We start from the raw sequence: 15,141 nt of genomic DNA, 5'->3' as shown, positions 1-15,141 counted from the left end.
CTGGATGACCCCACTGATTTCCTATTTCACGCTGGCGATGCGCCCTGGCCGGAATGTCCTGTTCTTTGCGTTGCGTACGGTCGTGGCCGGCTTGCTCTGCCTCTATCTGGCGTTCCTCTTCGATCTGGACCAGCCGAAATGGGCATTGATGACCGTGATCATCATCAGCCTGCCGCTGGCCGGCATGACGCTCAAGCGCAGCTTCGCACAGGTCATTGGCACGACTGCCGGAGCGGCCGTGGCGGTCATTCTCATGGCGGTTTTCCCCCAGGCGCCGATACCTTTCATCGTCAGCCTGGCCCTCTGGCTGGCGCTCTGTACGGCGGGAGGAACGCTGTTGCGCTACACGGATTCCCATGCGTTCGTGTTGAGTGGCTTCACCGCCGTGGTCGTCGCCATGCTGGCCGTTCCGGAGCCCGACGGGGTTCTGATGCTGGCAATCACTCGCCTGACGGAGACGCTCCTGGCGGTAGCCTGCGTCGCTGTCGTCAGCCTGCTCACAGCGCGTCCCCATGCTGTCGCGAAAGGCTACTTCGCCAAGGTCGACAGCCTGGTCAAGCTGATTGCTCGTCATGCCGCGGAAGCTGTCAGGACCGAGGAGGGCGAAAGCGAGTTCCGCCAGCGCCAGACACAACTGATCGCTGAGATCGGCGCGCTGGAGGGACTACGCCGCCATCTCTATTTCGATGCGCCGCACCTGCACAGTGCCGACAGTCTCGTGCAGTTGTTCGGCAATCAGTTGGTCCTGCTGGTGTCGCGGCTGCAAGTGCTGCGGCAACAGCGCGAATTGATCAGGGAACATTGGCAGGGGCCACTGCCGCTGGATATTCAGCTGTTACGCCAACGCGAGCTGGAGTGTCTGGATGAGCTGGCGCAGCTGGGCGTCGCGTTGCCGGCGCAGCGGCGCGCCGAGCTACGAAGCGTTTACCAAGGCTTCGACGAGGCGGCCGAGCGGGCCGAGTTCCCGACTGAACCGTTGCCGGCGCGGATGCGTTCTCTGGCCTGGACTCTGCGATGGGAGCAAGCTCGGCTGCTGCAACAGCTGGACGAACTGATCGAGCTCAACGAGGCGATCCAGCAGGGAAGGGTGGCCAGTTGCCCCCAAGAGCAAGGTCGCGTGCAGGCGCTGCATCTGGACTTCCGCCTGGCGGGAATGAATGCGTTGCGTGCATTCCTGGCTTTGTTTCTGGCTGGGCTCGTGTGGTTGGAGACCGCTTGGGATGGGGCGCGATCCGCGGTGATCCTGATTGGTGTCATGTGCTCGCTGATGGCGACCCTTCCCCGACCCCTGCTGGCCAGCCAGAACTACAACCGGGGACTGCTGGTAGCGCTTGGCCTGTCGGCTGTCTACCAGTTCGCCATCCTGCCTGCCTTTGGCGACTTCGAAATGCTCGCCTTGTGCCTGGCACCGCTGCTGTATCTGTCGGCGGTCGGTCTGGCCAGCCCGATGACCGCCGGCATTGGCATGGGGATCGGGCTGATCAGCCTGTTGATGATCGGGCCGCAGAATGTCGGGGCCTATCACAACAGCGCGGTGCAATGGTTCGAGTTTGCCGGGGGATACCTGGCGGGTGGGGTGCTGGCGATGGTGGTGTTCGCGCTGGTATTTCCGTTCAACGCAAAGAAGAGAATCGCCTGGCTGTTCGGCCAGACTCGTGAGGACGCATATCGGCAGGTGTCGGGCACAACGAGCCTGAACCGGCAGTTCGACTTCGAAAGCCGCATGCTGGACCGGCTGTCGATGATGATCGGCCTGTTGCCTGCGACCACGGATACGGAATCGAAAGAGTTCTTCGATTGCAGCCTGGTCTGTCCGGGGCTGGCGATAGCCTTGACCCAGGTAAAGGCCCAGTGCGAGAGCAGCACCGCCCTTCCCGACGAGACGAAGCTGCGTTTGCACCGGGGATTGCAGGAACTCGCCGACTTCATCGGCGCGCGGCGCCAGGTGGAGCTGGATGGTTTGCTGCGAGAACTGGGGCAGCTTGGCCAGTCCCTGGATGATCTGCATGAGGCTCATCGGGAGTTCGGCCGAGAGGAGCTGCGGCGCCTGTTCATGATCCGTGTCGCCCTGTCGATTGCAACCTTGCTACTCCAGCGCTATCGCACCGTGCTGGAGAGGCCGGCCCCGCAGCCACTGGAGGAGGACACCTATGCCCGTGGACTTTGAGTTGGGTGGCGTCTACCTGCCGCCGATTGCGCAAGCACTGCTGCTGGCCTTGCCGTTGTTCGTGGTGTTGGACGCATTACTGAGGCGAACCGGTGTACTGGCGGCTGCCTGGCATCCGGCATTGTTCCAGGGGGCGCTGTACGCCGCGATTTGCGCCGCCCTGGTGTTATTCATGGGAGCAACTCTCTGAAAATGTCTCTATCGAAATCTCTTTTGCCCAAGATGTTGACGCTGGTTGTACTGGGGCTTGCCATCAGTCTGGGGTGGTTCGCCTGGGAGTATTACACCCGCACGCCCTGGACCCGCGACGCTCGGGTACGCGCGGACGTCGTGACCCTATCCGCCGAGGTGGGTGGTCGTATCACCGAGCTCCCCATTCATGACAATCAGTTGGTCAGCAAAGGCGACCTGCTGCTGCAGATCGACCCGGCCCGCTACGAGTTGGCGGTGTTGCATGCCCAGCGTGCCGTGGAAGTTGCACGTGCTGCGCTCGGGCAGTCGCAGGCCTCCATCGTTGCCAACCGGGCCTTGTTGAAGCAGCGGCGCAGCGAGGAGCAACGGCGACAGCAGCTCAAGTCTCGCTCGGCGATCTCGGCCGAGGAGTGGGAGAAGTCCAGTACCGATGTGGCAGTGGCCGCGGCCAATCTGCTCAGAGAAGAGTCCAACCTGGGATTGGCACAAGCCAATGTGCAGCTCGCAGAGGCGGCACTGAGGCAGGCTCGGCTCGATCTTGAACGTACCCGGGTAACCGCTCCGGTAACGGGCTATGTGACCAATTTGCTGACCCGCCAGGGCGATTTCGCCCAGTCGGGTTCGCCGCTGCTGGCACTGGTCGATCGTGACTCCTTCTATGTCAGCGGCTACTTCGAGGAAACCAAGTTGCCGCGGATCAGGATCGGCAGCCGCGCGCGTATTGCCTTGATGAGTGGGGAGGAGCTTGAGGGGACGGTGGAGAGCATCGCCTATGCGATCACCGACCGGGAGAATCTGCCGGGCAATCGCCTGCTGGCGAACGTCAACCCGAGCTACACCTGGGTAAAGCTTGCGCAACGCATACCGGTTCGCCTGCGCCTTGCCGCCCGCCCAGACGGTGCATCGCCATTGCGCGCGGGGACCACCGCTACGGTCACTGTCCATGACTAGATGTGGGAAGGCTTTTGCGAAGTGGTTGAGGGGCAGTACGCATGTTTGATTTGAACGACCTGTTCTTGTACGCCAAGGTGGTCGAGCACGGCGGGTTCGCGTCGGCCGGCCGCGTGCTGGGATTGCCCAAGTCACGCCTGAGCCGCCGCGTTTCAAGGCTGGAGGAGCGCCTGGGAGTTCGTCTGATTCAGCGTTCCACTCGCCACTTCTCTGTCACAGAGGTTGGCCTGGAGTATTACAACCACTGTGTTGCGATGATGGAGCAGGCTTTTGCCGCCGAGGATACGATCGAGCGCAGACGAGCCGAACCGCGGGGCATGATTCGGGTGGCCTGCACCACTCCACTGCTGGACTCGCGCCTGGCACCCATGCTGGCGCAGTTCATGGCCCAGTGCCCCACGGTGGAATTGTTGGTCAAGAGCTTCAACCGACGAGTCGATATCATCAGCGAGGGCTTCGACCTGGTCTTGAGCGTTCGTCATCAACCAATGGAAAGCAGCGAACTGGTCCTGCGCAAGCTCGCGCACTGCCGCTACTGCCTGGTTGCAGCCCCCGGCTTGTTTTCCCCTGTCGACTGGCCACTGGGCCCTGCGGATCTTGCCGACCTTCCATGCCTTTATTGGGGAGCAGGTACCCAGGACTATTTTTGGGAGCTGGACGGGCCGAATGGCGCTTCAGCGTCTATCCATATCCGTCCAAGGGTGGTTTCCGACGATGTTGCCGTGCTGCGTGAGGGGGCGCTAGCTGAGGTTGGGGCAGTGCTCCTGCCGGAGGATGTCGTGCGCGAAGAACTGGCGCGTGGGCGGCTGGTTACGCTGCTTGACGACTGGGTTCCGAAGAGAGGAGAGGTGGTCGCCATTTTCCCTTCCCGTCGCGGCCTTATGCCGGCAGTACGTGAGCTGATCAACTTCCTGGCCTCGACGTTCGAGGAAGAGGCCAGGGAGACTCCATGAGCATTAGCCTCTGGGGTGCCCCTCAATCTGGAGCGGAGGACTTCAGCCGCTCATGCTTGAGCACATTGTGGGTGGTGGTTTGGTAATGCTCGGTGAGCAGTCTGCAGGCTCGCTCGACATCACGGGTCAGGGCCGCGTCCAGCAGAGCACGGTGTTCGCCGGGCACGTCGCGATCACTGCTGCCGACATACAGCAGCGACAACTGCCGATAACGGGCGGTCTGGTCCCGGAGCATTCCGGCAAAGCGCATCAGCCAGTGCGAGTCGCAGGCCGAGAGCAGGACGGTATGGAAGGCTTCGTGGGCCTGTTCCCAGTCCGCCCGCAGCATTCGCTCGGGGCCATCCACTACCGGTAGACGGTCCAGGCGGTGATGGGCGGCAATCAACCGGCTTTCCCAGTCGAGGTCGCCTTGTGTGATGGATAAGCGCAGGGCCTGGCACTCGATCAGCAGGCGGGTATTGGTGATGTCCCGGATCTCGTCGGCGGAGATGTGCCCGACGCTGAAGCCTTTCTGCTCGGTGGCGATCACGAAACCGGTAGCCGCCAGACGCGACAGCGCTTCGCGTAGCGGAATCACGCCGGCGTCATAGGCGTCGGCGAGCTCCTTGAGGCGCAGTTTGCTGCCTGGCGCCAGGCGACCGCTGATGATGTCCTGACGAACACGGGATTCGAGCTGCGAAGCCATGGTGCGCTTGTCGGCGCCTTCGACCGATTCCATCCAGCGTTCGGGTTGGTTCATTGCAGATTTCCAGTATGCATCAGCGTTAGAAGGATCATACACGCGGGGCTTTTTATAGAAAATCCTACGAAAATATATTTTATTGTTGACGATATATTTTGCCGGGTTTAGCTTTGTCCCATGCCGTTCTGCGTGACGGTGGCCATACAACACAACAAGAGGTCCTGATCCATGCGTTATGTGTCTTTCAATCATCAAGGCCGCGCCGTGCTGGGCGTTCGTACTCCTGACGGCGTGAAGGTGCTGGGTGAGGAAACCCTGGAGTCGCTGCTGGCGCGCGGCGAGGATCTGGCCACCTACGGCGCGAAGGCGCAGGGGGCTGTCGTGGACATTGGCGAGCAGGACTACCTGCCGTTGATGCGCAAGCCGGGGAAAATCATCTGTGTCGGTCTCAACTACGCCGACCACACGAAGGAATCGCCCTATGCGCAGCCGGACTATCCCACCCTGTTCCCGCGCTTCAACAGCAGCCTGACCGCGCATAACAAGCCGCTGGTGCGCCCGCGCGTTTCCGACACGCTGGACTACGAGGGCGAGATGGCGGTGGTGCTCAAACGTGGCGGCCGGCATATCCCGAAAGACAAGGCCCTGGACTGCGTGGCTGGTTATGCGCTGTTCAATGAGGGCTCCGTGCGGGAGTACCAGTTCAAGTCGCCGCAATGGACCGTAGGCAAGAACTTCGATGACACCGGGGCTTTCGGCCCCGACCTGGTTACCGCAGATGAACTGCCGCCCGGCGGCAAGGGCCTGCTGCTGCAAACCAGGGTCAACGGCAGGGTCGTGCAGTCGGCCAACACCGAGGACATGCTGTTCGACGTCGCCACCATCATCTCCACCCTCAGCGAAGCGGTGACCCTGGAGGCCGGCGATGTGATTGTCAGTGGCACTCCCGCCGGTGTCGGATTTGGTATGGACCCCAAGGTCTACCTCAAGGCCGGGGATGTCGTGGAAGTGTCCATCGAAGGTATCGGCCGGCTGGTCAATCCAGTGGTCGACGAGGCCTGAGCCGTAGCCACTACCGATGAACAGCGAAGCCCCCTCCCTGGGGCTTTGATTACAACAAGATGAGGGAGGCGATCATGGGCATCACGAGTCGTGGCGTACATTCGATCGATCATTACGCGCTGTATGTGCCTTCGCTGCAGCAGGCCCGGCATTTCTTCGAGCACTTCGGGCTGGATGTGCAGGAGCAGGAGGGGCAGTTGGACATTTCGGCTGCCGACGGGCATCGCTGGGCGCGCATGCTGTCGGGGCCGAGCAAATCGCTGGCCTGGATCAGCTTCAACTGCTTCGAGGCCGACTTCACCAGACTGCGCGAGCAGGTGGAGCGTAGCGGCGCGCTATTCGAAGAGGGTGACGGCGGCGGCTTCTGGTTCCGTGATCCGGACGGCAATCTGATACAGGTCCGGGTGGGCGCGAAGACCATGCCGGATGCGCGCCCCGAGGCAGTCCAGGGCGTTCGCGAACTGCGTGGCGTGGGTAGCCGGGACAGGGTGTGCCAGGTCCGGCCAAAGCGCCTGTCCCATGTCCTGTTCTTTTCTCCGGATGTGTCGCGGGCTGTGGCTTTCTATGAGCAGGCGCTGGGTTTGAAGCTTTCCGACCGCTCCCAGGACGTCATTGCCTTCACCCATGCGCGGCATGGGTGCGATCACCACCTGATAGCCTTCGCCAAAAGTAGCGCCAAGGGATTCCACCACGCAGCCTGGGATGTCCCGACCATCGACGACGTAGGCAATGGGGCAGAGCAGATGGCCGCCGCCGGGTATGTCGAAGGCTGGGGCACGGGCAGGCATTGCCTGGGCTCCAACTACTTCCATTACGTCCGCGACCCGTGGGGCTCGTTCAGCGAGTACTCCACGGAAATGGACTTCATCGAAGCCGGGAGTGAGTGGCCAGCGGGAGACTTTCCCGCAGAGAGTTCGCTGTATCTCTGGGGGCCGCTCGTTCCCGACTATTTCATCCTGAACACCGAGGCAGGCGGCTGACCGGCACGCCAGCAACCTCCTGACGCCCATCCTTTCGTATTCGCTGATTGCCTTCCGGCACGCGGCGCGGGTTCGGCTTGCCCGGTCCTGGAGAGAGGGCGCAGGCAATAGCGCCCGCCTGGGTGGGTAACTTTCCGATTTCAAGAACAAGAGTGCGGAGTACAACCATGAAACTGCAAAACACCTCCGAGGTCATCGAAGTCCCCGTCCTGATTGTCGGAGGTGGTCCATCCGGCCTCACGGCGTCCTTGCTGCTGTCGCGCTACGGCATCCGCAACCTGCTGATCAACAAGTATCGCTGGACTGCCAACAGCCCGCGGGCGCACATCACCAACCAGCGCACCATGGAAGTGTTCCGGGACGCTGGTGTCGAATCGCAGGTGGTCGCTGCCGCCAGTCCCCATGAGCTGATGGCCAACAATGTCTGGGCCACCAGTTTCAGTGGGCAGGAGTTCGGCCGTTTGCTGACCTGGGGTAACGCCATCGAGCGCAAGTCCGACTATGAGTTGGCCAGCCCGTCGGCCATGTGCAACATCCCCCAGCACCTGATGGAGCCGATTCTCGCTAACGAGGGACTGCGCGCCGGCAGCGAGATGCGCTTCAATCATGAGCTCCTGGACTTTACCCAGGACGCCGAGGGGGTCACCGCACGCGTTCTCGATCGCGGCACCGGATGCGAGTTCACTGTGCGCGCCCGCTACATGATCGGCGCCGACGGTGCGCGCAGCCGGGTGATGGAGTTGCTCGGCATCCCGCTGGAAGGCGAGATGGGCCTGGGTTGTGCGGTGAACGTCTGGCTGCGCGCAGACCTGCGCCGCTACTGCGAAAGCCGCCCTGGCGTGCTCTATTGGATGGTGCAGCCGGGCAATGATTACTGGGTGGGCAGCGGTACTTTCATCTGCGTTCGTCCGTGGAACGAATGGGTGATGCTGTTCATGTACGACCCCGCACAGGGTGAGCCGGATCTCAGCGAAGCCGCGGTGATCGAACGGGCTCGTCGGGTCATCGGTGACGCCGACATCCCCGTGGAAGTGCTTGCCACCAGCAAGTGGCAGATCAACCATGTGGTTGCCAGCCACTATTCCGAAGGGCGGGTGTTCTGCTGTGGCGATGCCGTGCACCGTCATCCGCCGGCCAACGGCCTGGGCACCAACACCTCGGTACAGGATGCCTACAACCTGGCCTGGAAGCTGGCCATGGTCCTCAAGGGTGAAGCCGGTACGGGATTGCTCGAGACCTATAGCCAGGAGCGCCAGCCGGTGGGCTGCCAGGTGGTGGACCGCGCCATGGAGAGCGTGCGCAACATGCTGCCGATCTCCAATGCCCTTGGCTTCCAGCCGGGTCAAACCGAGGCCGAGGGTTGGGCGAGCCTGCACGAGCTCAGCACGGACTCAGCTGCCGGCCGTGAGCGTCGCGCTGCGCTGGAGCAGGCCATTCAACTGCAGAACTACCAGTTCAACTGCCATGGCGTAGAGCTGGGCCAGCGCTACCGCAGCGACGCGGTCGCGGGCGACGGCAGCGAGGCGCCTGCCTATAGCCGGGACCCTGAACTCTACTATCACCCGACCACCTGGCCAGGGGCTCACTTGCCGCATGCCTGGCTGCATGACGAGGCGGGCCGCAAGCTCTCAACCCTGGATATCTGCAGCCAGGGGCGCTTCACGCTGCTCATCGGGCACGGCGGCGAAGCCTGGCGTCATGCCGCCAGGCTGGCGGCACAGGAGCTGGGCATCGAGCTGGTCGTACGCCGTATCGGCCTGGGCCTGGAATACACCGACAGCTACGGCGATTGGGCGCGGCTGCGTGAGATACACGAGGACGGCTGCGTGCTGGTCCGTCCCGACAAGCATGTCGCCTGGCGCGCCCAGAGCGTCTCGCAATCCGCCGAGGCTCAGTTGCTGGATGCCTTGAAGGCAGTGCTCGCTCGCCACTGAGTTTTCCTTCCCGTTCATGAGTCCCTTCCCGCTGGGCCGGCCACGGCCCGGTACGGGAGCGTTTTGCCCCGCGAAGGCCCTCCCGGGAAGGGACTCGCCCTAACCACAACAACAAGAACAAGAGGCAGGTATGTTGAACAAGGTGATGATGCCCATAAGCGCCGGTTTGCTCGCCGTAATGGCACTGAGCGCTCAGGCCGAAGGAGAAGAGAAGGGCGAAGGCTCTCTGGCGCGCTGGTTGCTAGGCCCTGAGCTGGAGCGTGACCACGGCATACGGATTTCCGGTTTGCTGGATGTCGGCTATGCCCGTAACAACCGATCCACCCATGACGAACGCGAGGACGGTTTGAGCAACCTGCCTCTGACCGGGTTCTCCGATGAAGGCCTGGAGCTGGCGTCGGTGCACCTGTTCGTCGACAAGCCGCTCGCGGCCAACGTCGTGCCCAGGGTCACGCCGCTACCGGGGCCCAAGCCCGAAGAGGTGTCCTTCGGTTTCAGCATGGAGACGCTGTACGGACGCAATGGTCAGTTCGCGCGCACCTTCGGCTGGGACATGCACTGGCCCGCCAACTCTCCGGGTGATGACGATCCCGAGCGAGCCAAACGTGACAAGGAAAAGTTCGTCGCCACGCCGAACCTGTTTGCCTCCGTGTACCTGCCCTATGGCCCGGGGTTCAGCCTGATTGCCGGGATCTTCGGCCCGGCCACCGGTTACGAGATTCCACCGAACATTCGTGAGGCGCGGAACCCGTTCGCCAGCAAGACCTATGCCTTCGTCTCCGAAGCCAGCACCGTATCCGGATTCCTTGCCAGCACCCGTTTGCTCAACGATGAGAGCGGCATTCTCGGCGCCGAACTGGGCGTGGTGCAGGGACGCAACAACCTGCGCGACAACAACAGCGGCAAGTCAGTGCTGGGCGCGCTGCGCTGGCGTACGCCGGACATGCAGACCTGGATCGATTACGAGTTCATGGTCGGCAACGAGGAGAATCATGACTTCGATGACGTCCAGGCCCCCACGGCGCGGCTGGTGTCTCGCGACGGCCAGTTGCGTCAGCAGCACTCACTGAACGCCTGGCACGCCTTCGACTCCCGCTGGTCGATGGGCGGCGAGGTGGTCTACGGTCGCCAGTCCGGGGACGGGAAGGCCGACACCGTCGATATCGTCACGGGGCCAGGGTTCGACGGGGCGTCCTGGTGGGGGATCAATAGCGTGCTGACCTACCAGTATCGCAAAGACCTTGCCTTCTCCGTTCGCGGCGAGCACTTCCGCGATCGCGATGCCTTCGTGCTGTTCCCCACCAGCAACGCCCGCGGCGACTTCAACGCCTTGACGATGGGCTTTCGCTGGGATGCCACGCGCAATATCAGCATCCGCCCCGAACTGCGTTACGACTGGTTCGAGCCCATCGAACACGACCGCGTCTACGGCAACGGCCGCGACCGCACCCAGTTGACCGGCCTGGTCGAAGCCCTCGTGTACTTCTGATCCAACCTGCATCCCACCTTCACAATCGACGCTCATTCCATCCATGCCCATAGCGGCAGAGGAGCACCCGTATGTTCGATAAAAAGTACGAATGGAAGGCCGTGGCACTGTTGGCCATCGGTTTCGGCCTGGTCGGCCTGGACCGTTTCATCATCCTGCCCTTGTACCCGGTGATGATGCGTGACCTCGGCCTGGACTATCAGGACCTTGGCAATATTTCCGCGATCCTCGCCCTGGCCTGGGGGATCTCCTCGATCTTCATGGGGCGACTGTCCGACCGCATCGGTCGCCGCAAGGTGATCATTCCAGCGGTGATCGTCTTCTCCCTGCTGGCCGGCTTCTCGGGGCTTGCCAGCGGTGTCGGGGGGCTTCTGCTCATTCGCGCCGTGATGGGCGTGGCGGAGGGCGCCTTCACACCCACCTCGATCGCCGCCACCGCGGAAGCGTCGCATCCCTCGCGGCTGGGTATGAACATCGGGATTCAGCAGGCGTTCTTCCCGCTGCTGGGGCTGGGCCTTGCACCCATCATCGCCACCCAGTTGCTGCTGGTGGTGCCATCCTGGCGCTGGGTGTTCGTGCTGGTCTCGGTGCCGGGTTTCCTCCTGGCCTGGGGGCTGTACAAGGTCCTGCGTGAACCCGTAGCCCAGCGCCCAGCGAGCGAGCCGGCGCACAGCATCGGGAGTGACTGGCTGGCAGCGTTGCGCTACCGGAATGTGCTGCTCAACCTGGTGGGCATGTTCTGCATGCTCACCAGCCTGTTTGTCAGTTCGGTGATGTTGCCCAACTACCTGACGGACTACCTGCATCTGGGCATGCAGCAGATGGGCTTCGTCATGTCGGCCATCGGCTTCGGCGGCTTCTGCGGCATGGTGCTGATGCCGACATTGTCGGATCGCCTGGGCCGCAAGCCGGTCGCACTGATCTCGTGCGTCGCTACCGGTGTGGCGCTCTGGCTGATGATCCATACCGGCGCCGAGCCGATGAAGCTGTTCCTGCTGCTGTTCGCGACCACCTTCTTCAACTTCAGCATGGTCTGCATGATCGTCGGACCGCTCACCAGTGAGTCGGTGCCGCCGGCACTGATTTCTACCGCTACCGGACTGGTCGTCGGCATTGGCGAGGTATTCGGCGGCGGCGTCGCGCCGGCGTTGGCTGGCTACATCGCCCAGCACTATGGCATCGAGAAGACCCTTTACCTGGCGCTGTCCGGTGTCGTGCTGGGGCTCCTGGTAGCTGCGTGTCTGCGCGAAACCGCACCGGCACGGCGTTCGGCGGCGCAAGGGCAGGCAGGTGATGCCGTCTGAGGTTGCTCGCGGATAGTGCCGACAGGACGTCGGCATGTTGAAGCCGGGCCTACCGCCCGTTCTTCATTAGTCATGTGCAGATGCGCATGCCGCCGCCCGCATTACCCGTGCGCTGCAGCGTCTTTCTCTTCTGGTGGTCCAGGGCGGCGCTGGTCAAAAGCTGGCGTTGCCCTGGACGAAATTGGTCTACATCCGCTGTCCACAGCAGATAGCAGACTGTGGTTCGTTTGCAGGACGAACCTGGGTCATGGCTACTAACAGAGCTGCTATCGGCCATTAATTGCCTGGCGTAGGAGGCAGCTACCGACCCTAAGCGGATGGTCGAATTCCGTAGGTAGGCAGCACGGAGCGTCTATAAATGAATTGATCTGGACTTACCGGAGGCTGGTACTCATAAGCTATGCGAGGAATGCTTTATGAAACAGTCTTGGATGTTCATTCTCTTAGCGCTTGCGCCCTACGCCATTTCCTTCGCACTGCCAGCCCTTCACACGGAGGAACGCTGGGGAGAGGATCGCATTCCCGTTAGCATGTATGGCTGGGAGGTAGCGCTCTTCGGCTGGTCGGCGATTATAGGGAGTGGGAAGTATTGGTCGATGGCTTGGTACGCCAATCCTTTACTTTTGGGCACCATAGCCTTTTACGCTGGGGGCTTTCGAGTAGCACAACTCACCGCAATTGTTGGCTTGCTGGTGGCCTGCACTTCGCCCTTCGTGTCTCGCATATTCAGCGACAAAGAACCGCCATCGATCTATGTCACAGGTATGGGGATCGGCTTCTATTTTTGGTTGGCAGCGTTCGTAATCATGCTATTAGCAACATTTATAAAGCGCTGACGGGAGCTCCTCGGCCAAGGGCCGTTATTGGCCGATTACTACCCATGACCAAAAGCATTTGAGCCCCAGATTGGGGATGTTTTCGATCACCCGTTGCAGCTCAGATCTTCCAGGCGCTGCATCGCATGGCGCGCATCATCAAGCACCGAATCAAAAATGGCTTCCACGCTTTGCACGGCGTTAGCAAATACGATCGATGGGCCGTAATCGAGCATGCCTTGGCGGCTATCCCCTGTCTTGTAGGCTTGGGTCGTTAGCATGCCCATGACGTGAGGACGATAGCTTTCGAAATCGCTCGCTCCCGCCGCGTCCAGTGCGGCCACAGCTTTGGCGCTGTCATTGTTCAGAACTCTGTGATGTTGGCGCAGGCCGGTCTTCACGATGATGCTTTCTGTGCCATCGCTCTGAACCAGCCGTTCCTTGTACTGGCGGTGAATCCACAACTCCTCGGCTACCAGCATCCGCGACCCCATCAGGATCGCATCGGCCCCCATCATCAGTGTCGCCGCCAGTTGGCTTCCCGCACCGATCCCGCCACCGATAACGACGGGAATGGAGAGCTCTTTCGGTGCATGGGCTGCCTGAACCATGCTGCTGATGCCGTAGGTTCCTGGATGACCACCGCAGTCGTTGCCAACGACGATCACTGCGTCCACGCCAAGACGAGCGGCTGATCGCGCATAGCGAACCGCCGGAACCTTGTGCAGAACCTTGATACCCGCTTCTCGCAGCGCCGGCAGGACTTCCTCGGGGCTTCCACCCGATGTTTCGACACAGAGCACTTCTTCTTCAGCAAGAATCCTTACCTGTTGCCGCAAGCGCTCAGCAACGTTGGCCTGGCCGGAAAGGTAGAGGTTCACTCCGAACCCTTTTCCTGATGTGAGGCTGCGACACTGGCGGAGCTGTTCGCGGAACTCATCCAGATCAGGGAAGCCGGCAGCAACCACAAATCCCATCCCGCCTGCGTTGACCGCAGCCGCGACGTAGCTCGCGTCTGACACGCTGGGGCCCATGCCGCCGCAAAGAATGGGATGACGGATACCAAGCATCTCGGTAATGCGAGTTCTGAACAGCTGGTTACGCATGGGCACTCCGATTTGGCGAAGAGCATGGAAGGGCGGCGCGAACCGCCCGGGGAGGGAGATCAGTGGTGTTCCCAATTCGCTCGGCGTGGGCTGCGGTCGGGACACCCATATAGCTGAACACCTGTTCAGCAGTAAAGACCGCAACGCCCGTCCGCCGACGCATCAGCTCAGTGACGAAGATGCGATTGTCGACGCAACCCTTGCTGGTTTGTGGCTGGCCAGATCCCGGAGTCACTTGTACGAGAGCAAACTACTGAAGGTCGCTTGGTGACTGTGCTGGATGAGTCAACTCGGGATCTGGTTGACGTCCATGCGATCTGGCAAAGGGCAGCGCACCTCTTGCAGATTCTCATGCGCGGAGGGCAGGGGAATTAACTTTAGGTGCCTACGACACCTAATCAGATATAACTCAATGAATTCGTCGCGCACGCTAATTTTTGCTGCCTTGTTCCCTTTTCCCACAACGTGAAATCACCAGGTCCTAGCGGTATCTCTGGAAAACCTCCCATCACGGGGCTCCAATTATCGCGCCCTACGAGGTCAGAGACTCGCAGGTACATGGAGAAGAGGTGGCAACAATAAAAAAGGGGCGCGTATGAACTGGGGCGCCCTCCGCCATGAGTTCGGCGGTCTCGATCTGCAAATGCTTGGGAGACAGAGCCCTGAGAGATTTTGTAGCCGCTCAAGGGGAGGGCGGTCAGGGTTCTCGTTCTGGAACTGTGGCAGCGAACGGATGCCAATCCTCGTTCAGGTATCGGCAGGCGGACTGAGGCAAAATGCCATGAAGGCCCCGATATCCCGGAGGCGAAGCTCGATAGTGCGGTACGAGTTGTCGATTGCTTGATTGCTTGATTGCTTGATTGCTTGATTGCTTGATTGCTTGATTGTCAGCATAAGACTTGAGAAACCCCGCACGGCCGGTATCCAACAATGGCCATGGTTTGCTCGGGAAGTGTTCTCAGGTAGCCAAGTACCACTGGAAGTTCGCCTCTTAGGTTAAAGAAGTTGAACTCGTGAAAACCAAGCAAGGGCTGGTGGATTATTGAGGCATGGTGGGTGCTGCACGCGATTGATATCTCTTGGGGGATTTTTCAGAACAATCTGCAACATCCGGGTCTAGTCGTAGGAACTGAGGTTTCATTTTCATAGTAAATGATGGCCAAAAAACTATCTGCCTGGCGCAGCCTTGCCGCTTGCAGTTGTCCACCGGAGCCGTTCTTTCTGAGCAACCCTGGGGCGAGTGCGTTCATTGAGAGGTGCGAGCGCGCTCTGAGCCCGGCCAGCTATCCAGCCGCATGAAGTAGCAGCTGTTTCCGCTTGATCCACCGCGTATTTTCTTTTCACGGCATCGAGTGCGCTTTTTCATGGCGAGCGACAGTGCCGGCAGGTTCGAAACGTCCAGCTCACCTCTGGAACTGAAACCCTAGGATTCGCATAATGTATATTATGTTAAACGGTAAGCCATGTTCATAATGTTCATGAGCTTTGCAAGCTCTTGATTCGACA

The 15,141-nt window shown here is 61.0% G+C and carries 12 protein-coding genes; 10 read left to right on the top strand and 2 right to left on the bottom strand.

Annotated elements, in window-relative coordinates:
- Nucleotides 1–4: 4 nt before the first annotated feature.
- From CTR55_RS02550 to CTR55_RS02535, 4 genes are read left to right on the top strand one after another with little or no spacing between them, the layout of a single operon-like run.
- Nucleotides 5–2,167: an FUSC family protein gene (locus CTR55_RS02550; RefSeq protein ID WP_296283978.1), complete on the top strand. Its 2,163-nt coding sequence runs from the start codon at nucleotides 5–7 to the stop codon at nucleotides 2,165–2,167.
- Nucleotides 2,151–2,357, top strand: a complete 207-nt coding sequence (locus CTR55_RS02545) for a DUF1656 domain-containing protein (RefSeq protein ID WP_296283977.1) — start codon at nucleotides 2,151–2,153, stop codon at nucleotides 2,355–2,357. The genes CTR55_RS02550 and CTR55_RS02545 overlap by 17 nt, the downstream gene beginning before the upstream one ends.
- A gap of 2 nt (nucleotides 2,358–2,359) precedes the next feature.
- Nucleotides 2,360–3,310, top strand: a complete 951-nt coding sequence (locus CTR55_RS02540) for an HlyD family secretion protein (RefSeq protein WP_296283976.1) — start codon at nucleotides 2,360–2,362, stop codon at nucleotides 3,308–3,310.
- Between the two features lie 41 nt (nucleotides 3,311–3,351).
- Entirely contained in the window at nucleotides 3,352–4,263 is a 912-nt protein-coding gene (locus CTR55_RS02535) for a LysR substrate-binding domain-containing protein (RefSeq protein ID WP_296283975.1), read from the top strand.
- A 22-nt stretch (nucleotides 4,264–4,285) separates the two neighbouring features.
- Here CTR55_RS02535 and CTR55_RS02530 read toward each other — a convergent pair whose 3' ends face one another.
- A complete protein-coding gene (locus tag CTR55_RS02530) occupies nucleotides 4,286–5,002 on the bottom strand; it encodes an FCD domain-containing protein (protein ID WP_296283974.1) in 717 nt (238 codons plus the stop codon).
- Between the two features lie 171 nt (nucleotides 5,003–5,173).
- Here CTR55_RS02530 and CTR55_RS02525 point away from each other — a divergent pair, with 171 nt between their 5' ends.
- The 6 genes from CTR55_RS02525 (at nucleotide 5,174) to CTR55_RS02500 (ending at nucleotide 12,550) form a co-directional block, all read left to right on the top strand.
- Nucleotides 5,174–6,007 carry a fumarylacetoacetate hydrolase family protein gene (locus CTR55_RS02525; protein WP_296283973.1) on the top strand — a complete coding sequence of 278 codons (834 nt, stop codon included), beginning with the start codon at nucleotides 5,174–5,176 and terminating at the stop codon, nucleotides 6,005–6,007.
- 74 nt (nucleotides 6,008–6,081) lie between these two features.
- Nucleotides 6,082–6,987, top strand: a complete 906-nt coding sequence (locus tag CTR55_RS02520) for a VOC family protein (RefSeq protein WP_296283972.1) — start codon at nucleotides 6,082–6,084, stop codon at nucleotides 6,985–6,987.
- Nucleotides 6,988–7,154: 167 nt separating this feature from the next.
- On the top strand, nucleotides 7,155–8,921 hold the full coding sequence (locus tag CTR55_RS02515; protein WP_296283971.1) for an FAD-dependent monooxygenase: 1,767 nt from the start codon (nucleotides 7,155–7,157) through the stop codon (nucleotides 8,919–8,921).
- Nucleotides 8,922–9,099: 178 nt separating this feature from the next.
- Nucleotides 9,100–10,410, top strand: coding sequence for an outer membrane beta-barrel protein (locus tag CTR55_RS02510; RefSeq protein ID WP_296284084.1), 1,311 nt, complete (start codon nucleotides 9,100–9,102; stop codon nucleotides 10,408–10,410).
- Between the two features lie 71 nt (nucleotides 10,411–10,481).
- Complete coding sequence (locus CTR55_RS02505; RefSeq protein WP_296283970.1) at nucleotides 10,482–11,714, top strand: MFS transporter; 1,233 nt, start codon at nucleotides 10,482–10,484, stop codon at nucleotides 11,712–11,714.
- A gap of 416 nt (nucleotides 11,715–12,130) precedes the next feature.
- The gene (locus CTR55_RS02500; protein ID WP_296283969.1) at nucleotides 12,131–12,550 is read left to right on the top strand and encodes a hypothetical protein; all 420 of its coding nucleotides are present in this window, start codon (nucleotides 12,131–12,133) and stop codon (nucleotides 12,548–12,550) included.
- An 86-nt stretch (nucleotides 12,551–12,636) separates the two neighbouring features.
- On the opposite strand, the gene CTR55_RS02495 is transcribed toward CTR55_RS02500, so the two are convergent.
- Nucleotides 12,637–13,635 (bottom strand): nitronate monooxygenase, encoded by a 999-nt coding sequence (locus CTR55_RS02495; RefSeq protein WP_296283968.1) that lies wholly within the window; start codon nucleotides 13,633–13,635, stop codon nucleotides 12,637–12,639.
- Nucleotides 13,636–15,141 lie beyond the last annotated feature (1,506 nt).

The organism is Pseudomonas sp., assembly GCF_002796985.1.
GTDB lineage: Bacteria > Pseudomonadota > Gammaproteobacteria > Pseudomonadales > Pseudomonadaceae > Pseudomonas.
Note: the sequence above shows the minus strand (reverse complement) of the source record. Positions and strands in the feature narration are given on the sequence as shown.

Excerpts from the sequence above, each read along its gene's own strand:
- CTR55_RS02510 (WP_296284084.1), top strand. The coding sequence starts at position 9,100 with ATGGCACTGAGCGCTCAGGCCGAAGGAGAAGAGAAGGGCGAAGGCTCT.
- CTR55_RS02500 (WP_296283969.1), top strand. The coding sequence starts at position 12,131 with ATGAAACAGTCTTGGATGTTCATTCTCTTAGCGCTTGCGCCCTACGCC.
- CTR55_RS02530 (WP_296283974.1), bottom strand. The coding sequence starts at position 5,002 with ATGAACCAACCCGAACGCTGGATGGAATCGGTCGAAGGCGCCGACAAG.
- CTR55_RS02505 (WP_296283970.1), top strand. The coding sequence starts at position 10,482 with ATGTTCGATAAAAAGTACGAATGGAAGGCCGTGGCACTGTTGGCCATC.
- CTR55_RS02540 (WP_296283976.1), top strand. The coding sequence starts at position 2,360 with ATGTCTCTATCGAAATCTCTTTTGCCCAAGATGTTGACGCTGGTTGTA.
- CTR55_RS02525 (WP_296283973.1), top strand. The coding sequence starts at position 5,174 with ATGCGTTATGTGTCTTTCAATCATCAAGGCCGCGCCGTGCTGGGCGTT.
- CTR55_RS02550 (WP_296283978.1), top strand. The coding sequence starts at position 5 with ATGACCCCACTGATTTCCTATTTCACGCTGGCGATGCGCCCTGGCCGG.
- CTR55_RS02515 (WP_296283971.1), top strand. The coding sequence starts at position 7,155 with ATGAAACTGCAAAACACCTCCGAGGTCATCGAAGTCCCCGTCCTGATT.
- CTR55_RS02495 (WP_296283968.1), bottom strand. The coding sequence starts at position 13,635 with ATGCGTAACCAGCTGTTCAGAACTCGCATTACCGAGATGCTTGGTATC.
- CTR55_RS02545 (WP_296283977.1), top strand. The coding sequence starts at position 2,151 with ATGCCCGTGGACTTTGAGTTGGGTGGCGTCTACCTGCCGCCGATTGCG.
- CTR55_RS02520 (WP_296283972.1), top strand. The coding sequence starts at position 6,082 with ATGGGCATCACGAGTCGTGGCGTACATTCGATCGATCATTACGCGCTG.
- CTR55_RS02535 (WP_296283975.1), top strand. The coding sequence starts at position 3,352 with ATGTTTGATTTGAACGACCTGTTCTTGTACGCCAAGGTGGTCGAGCAC.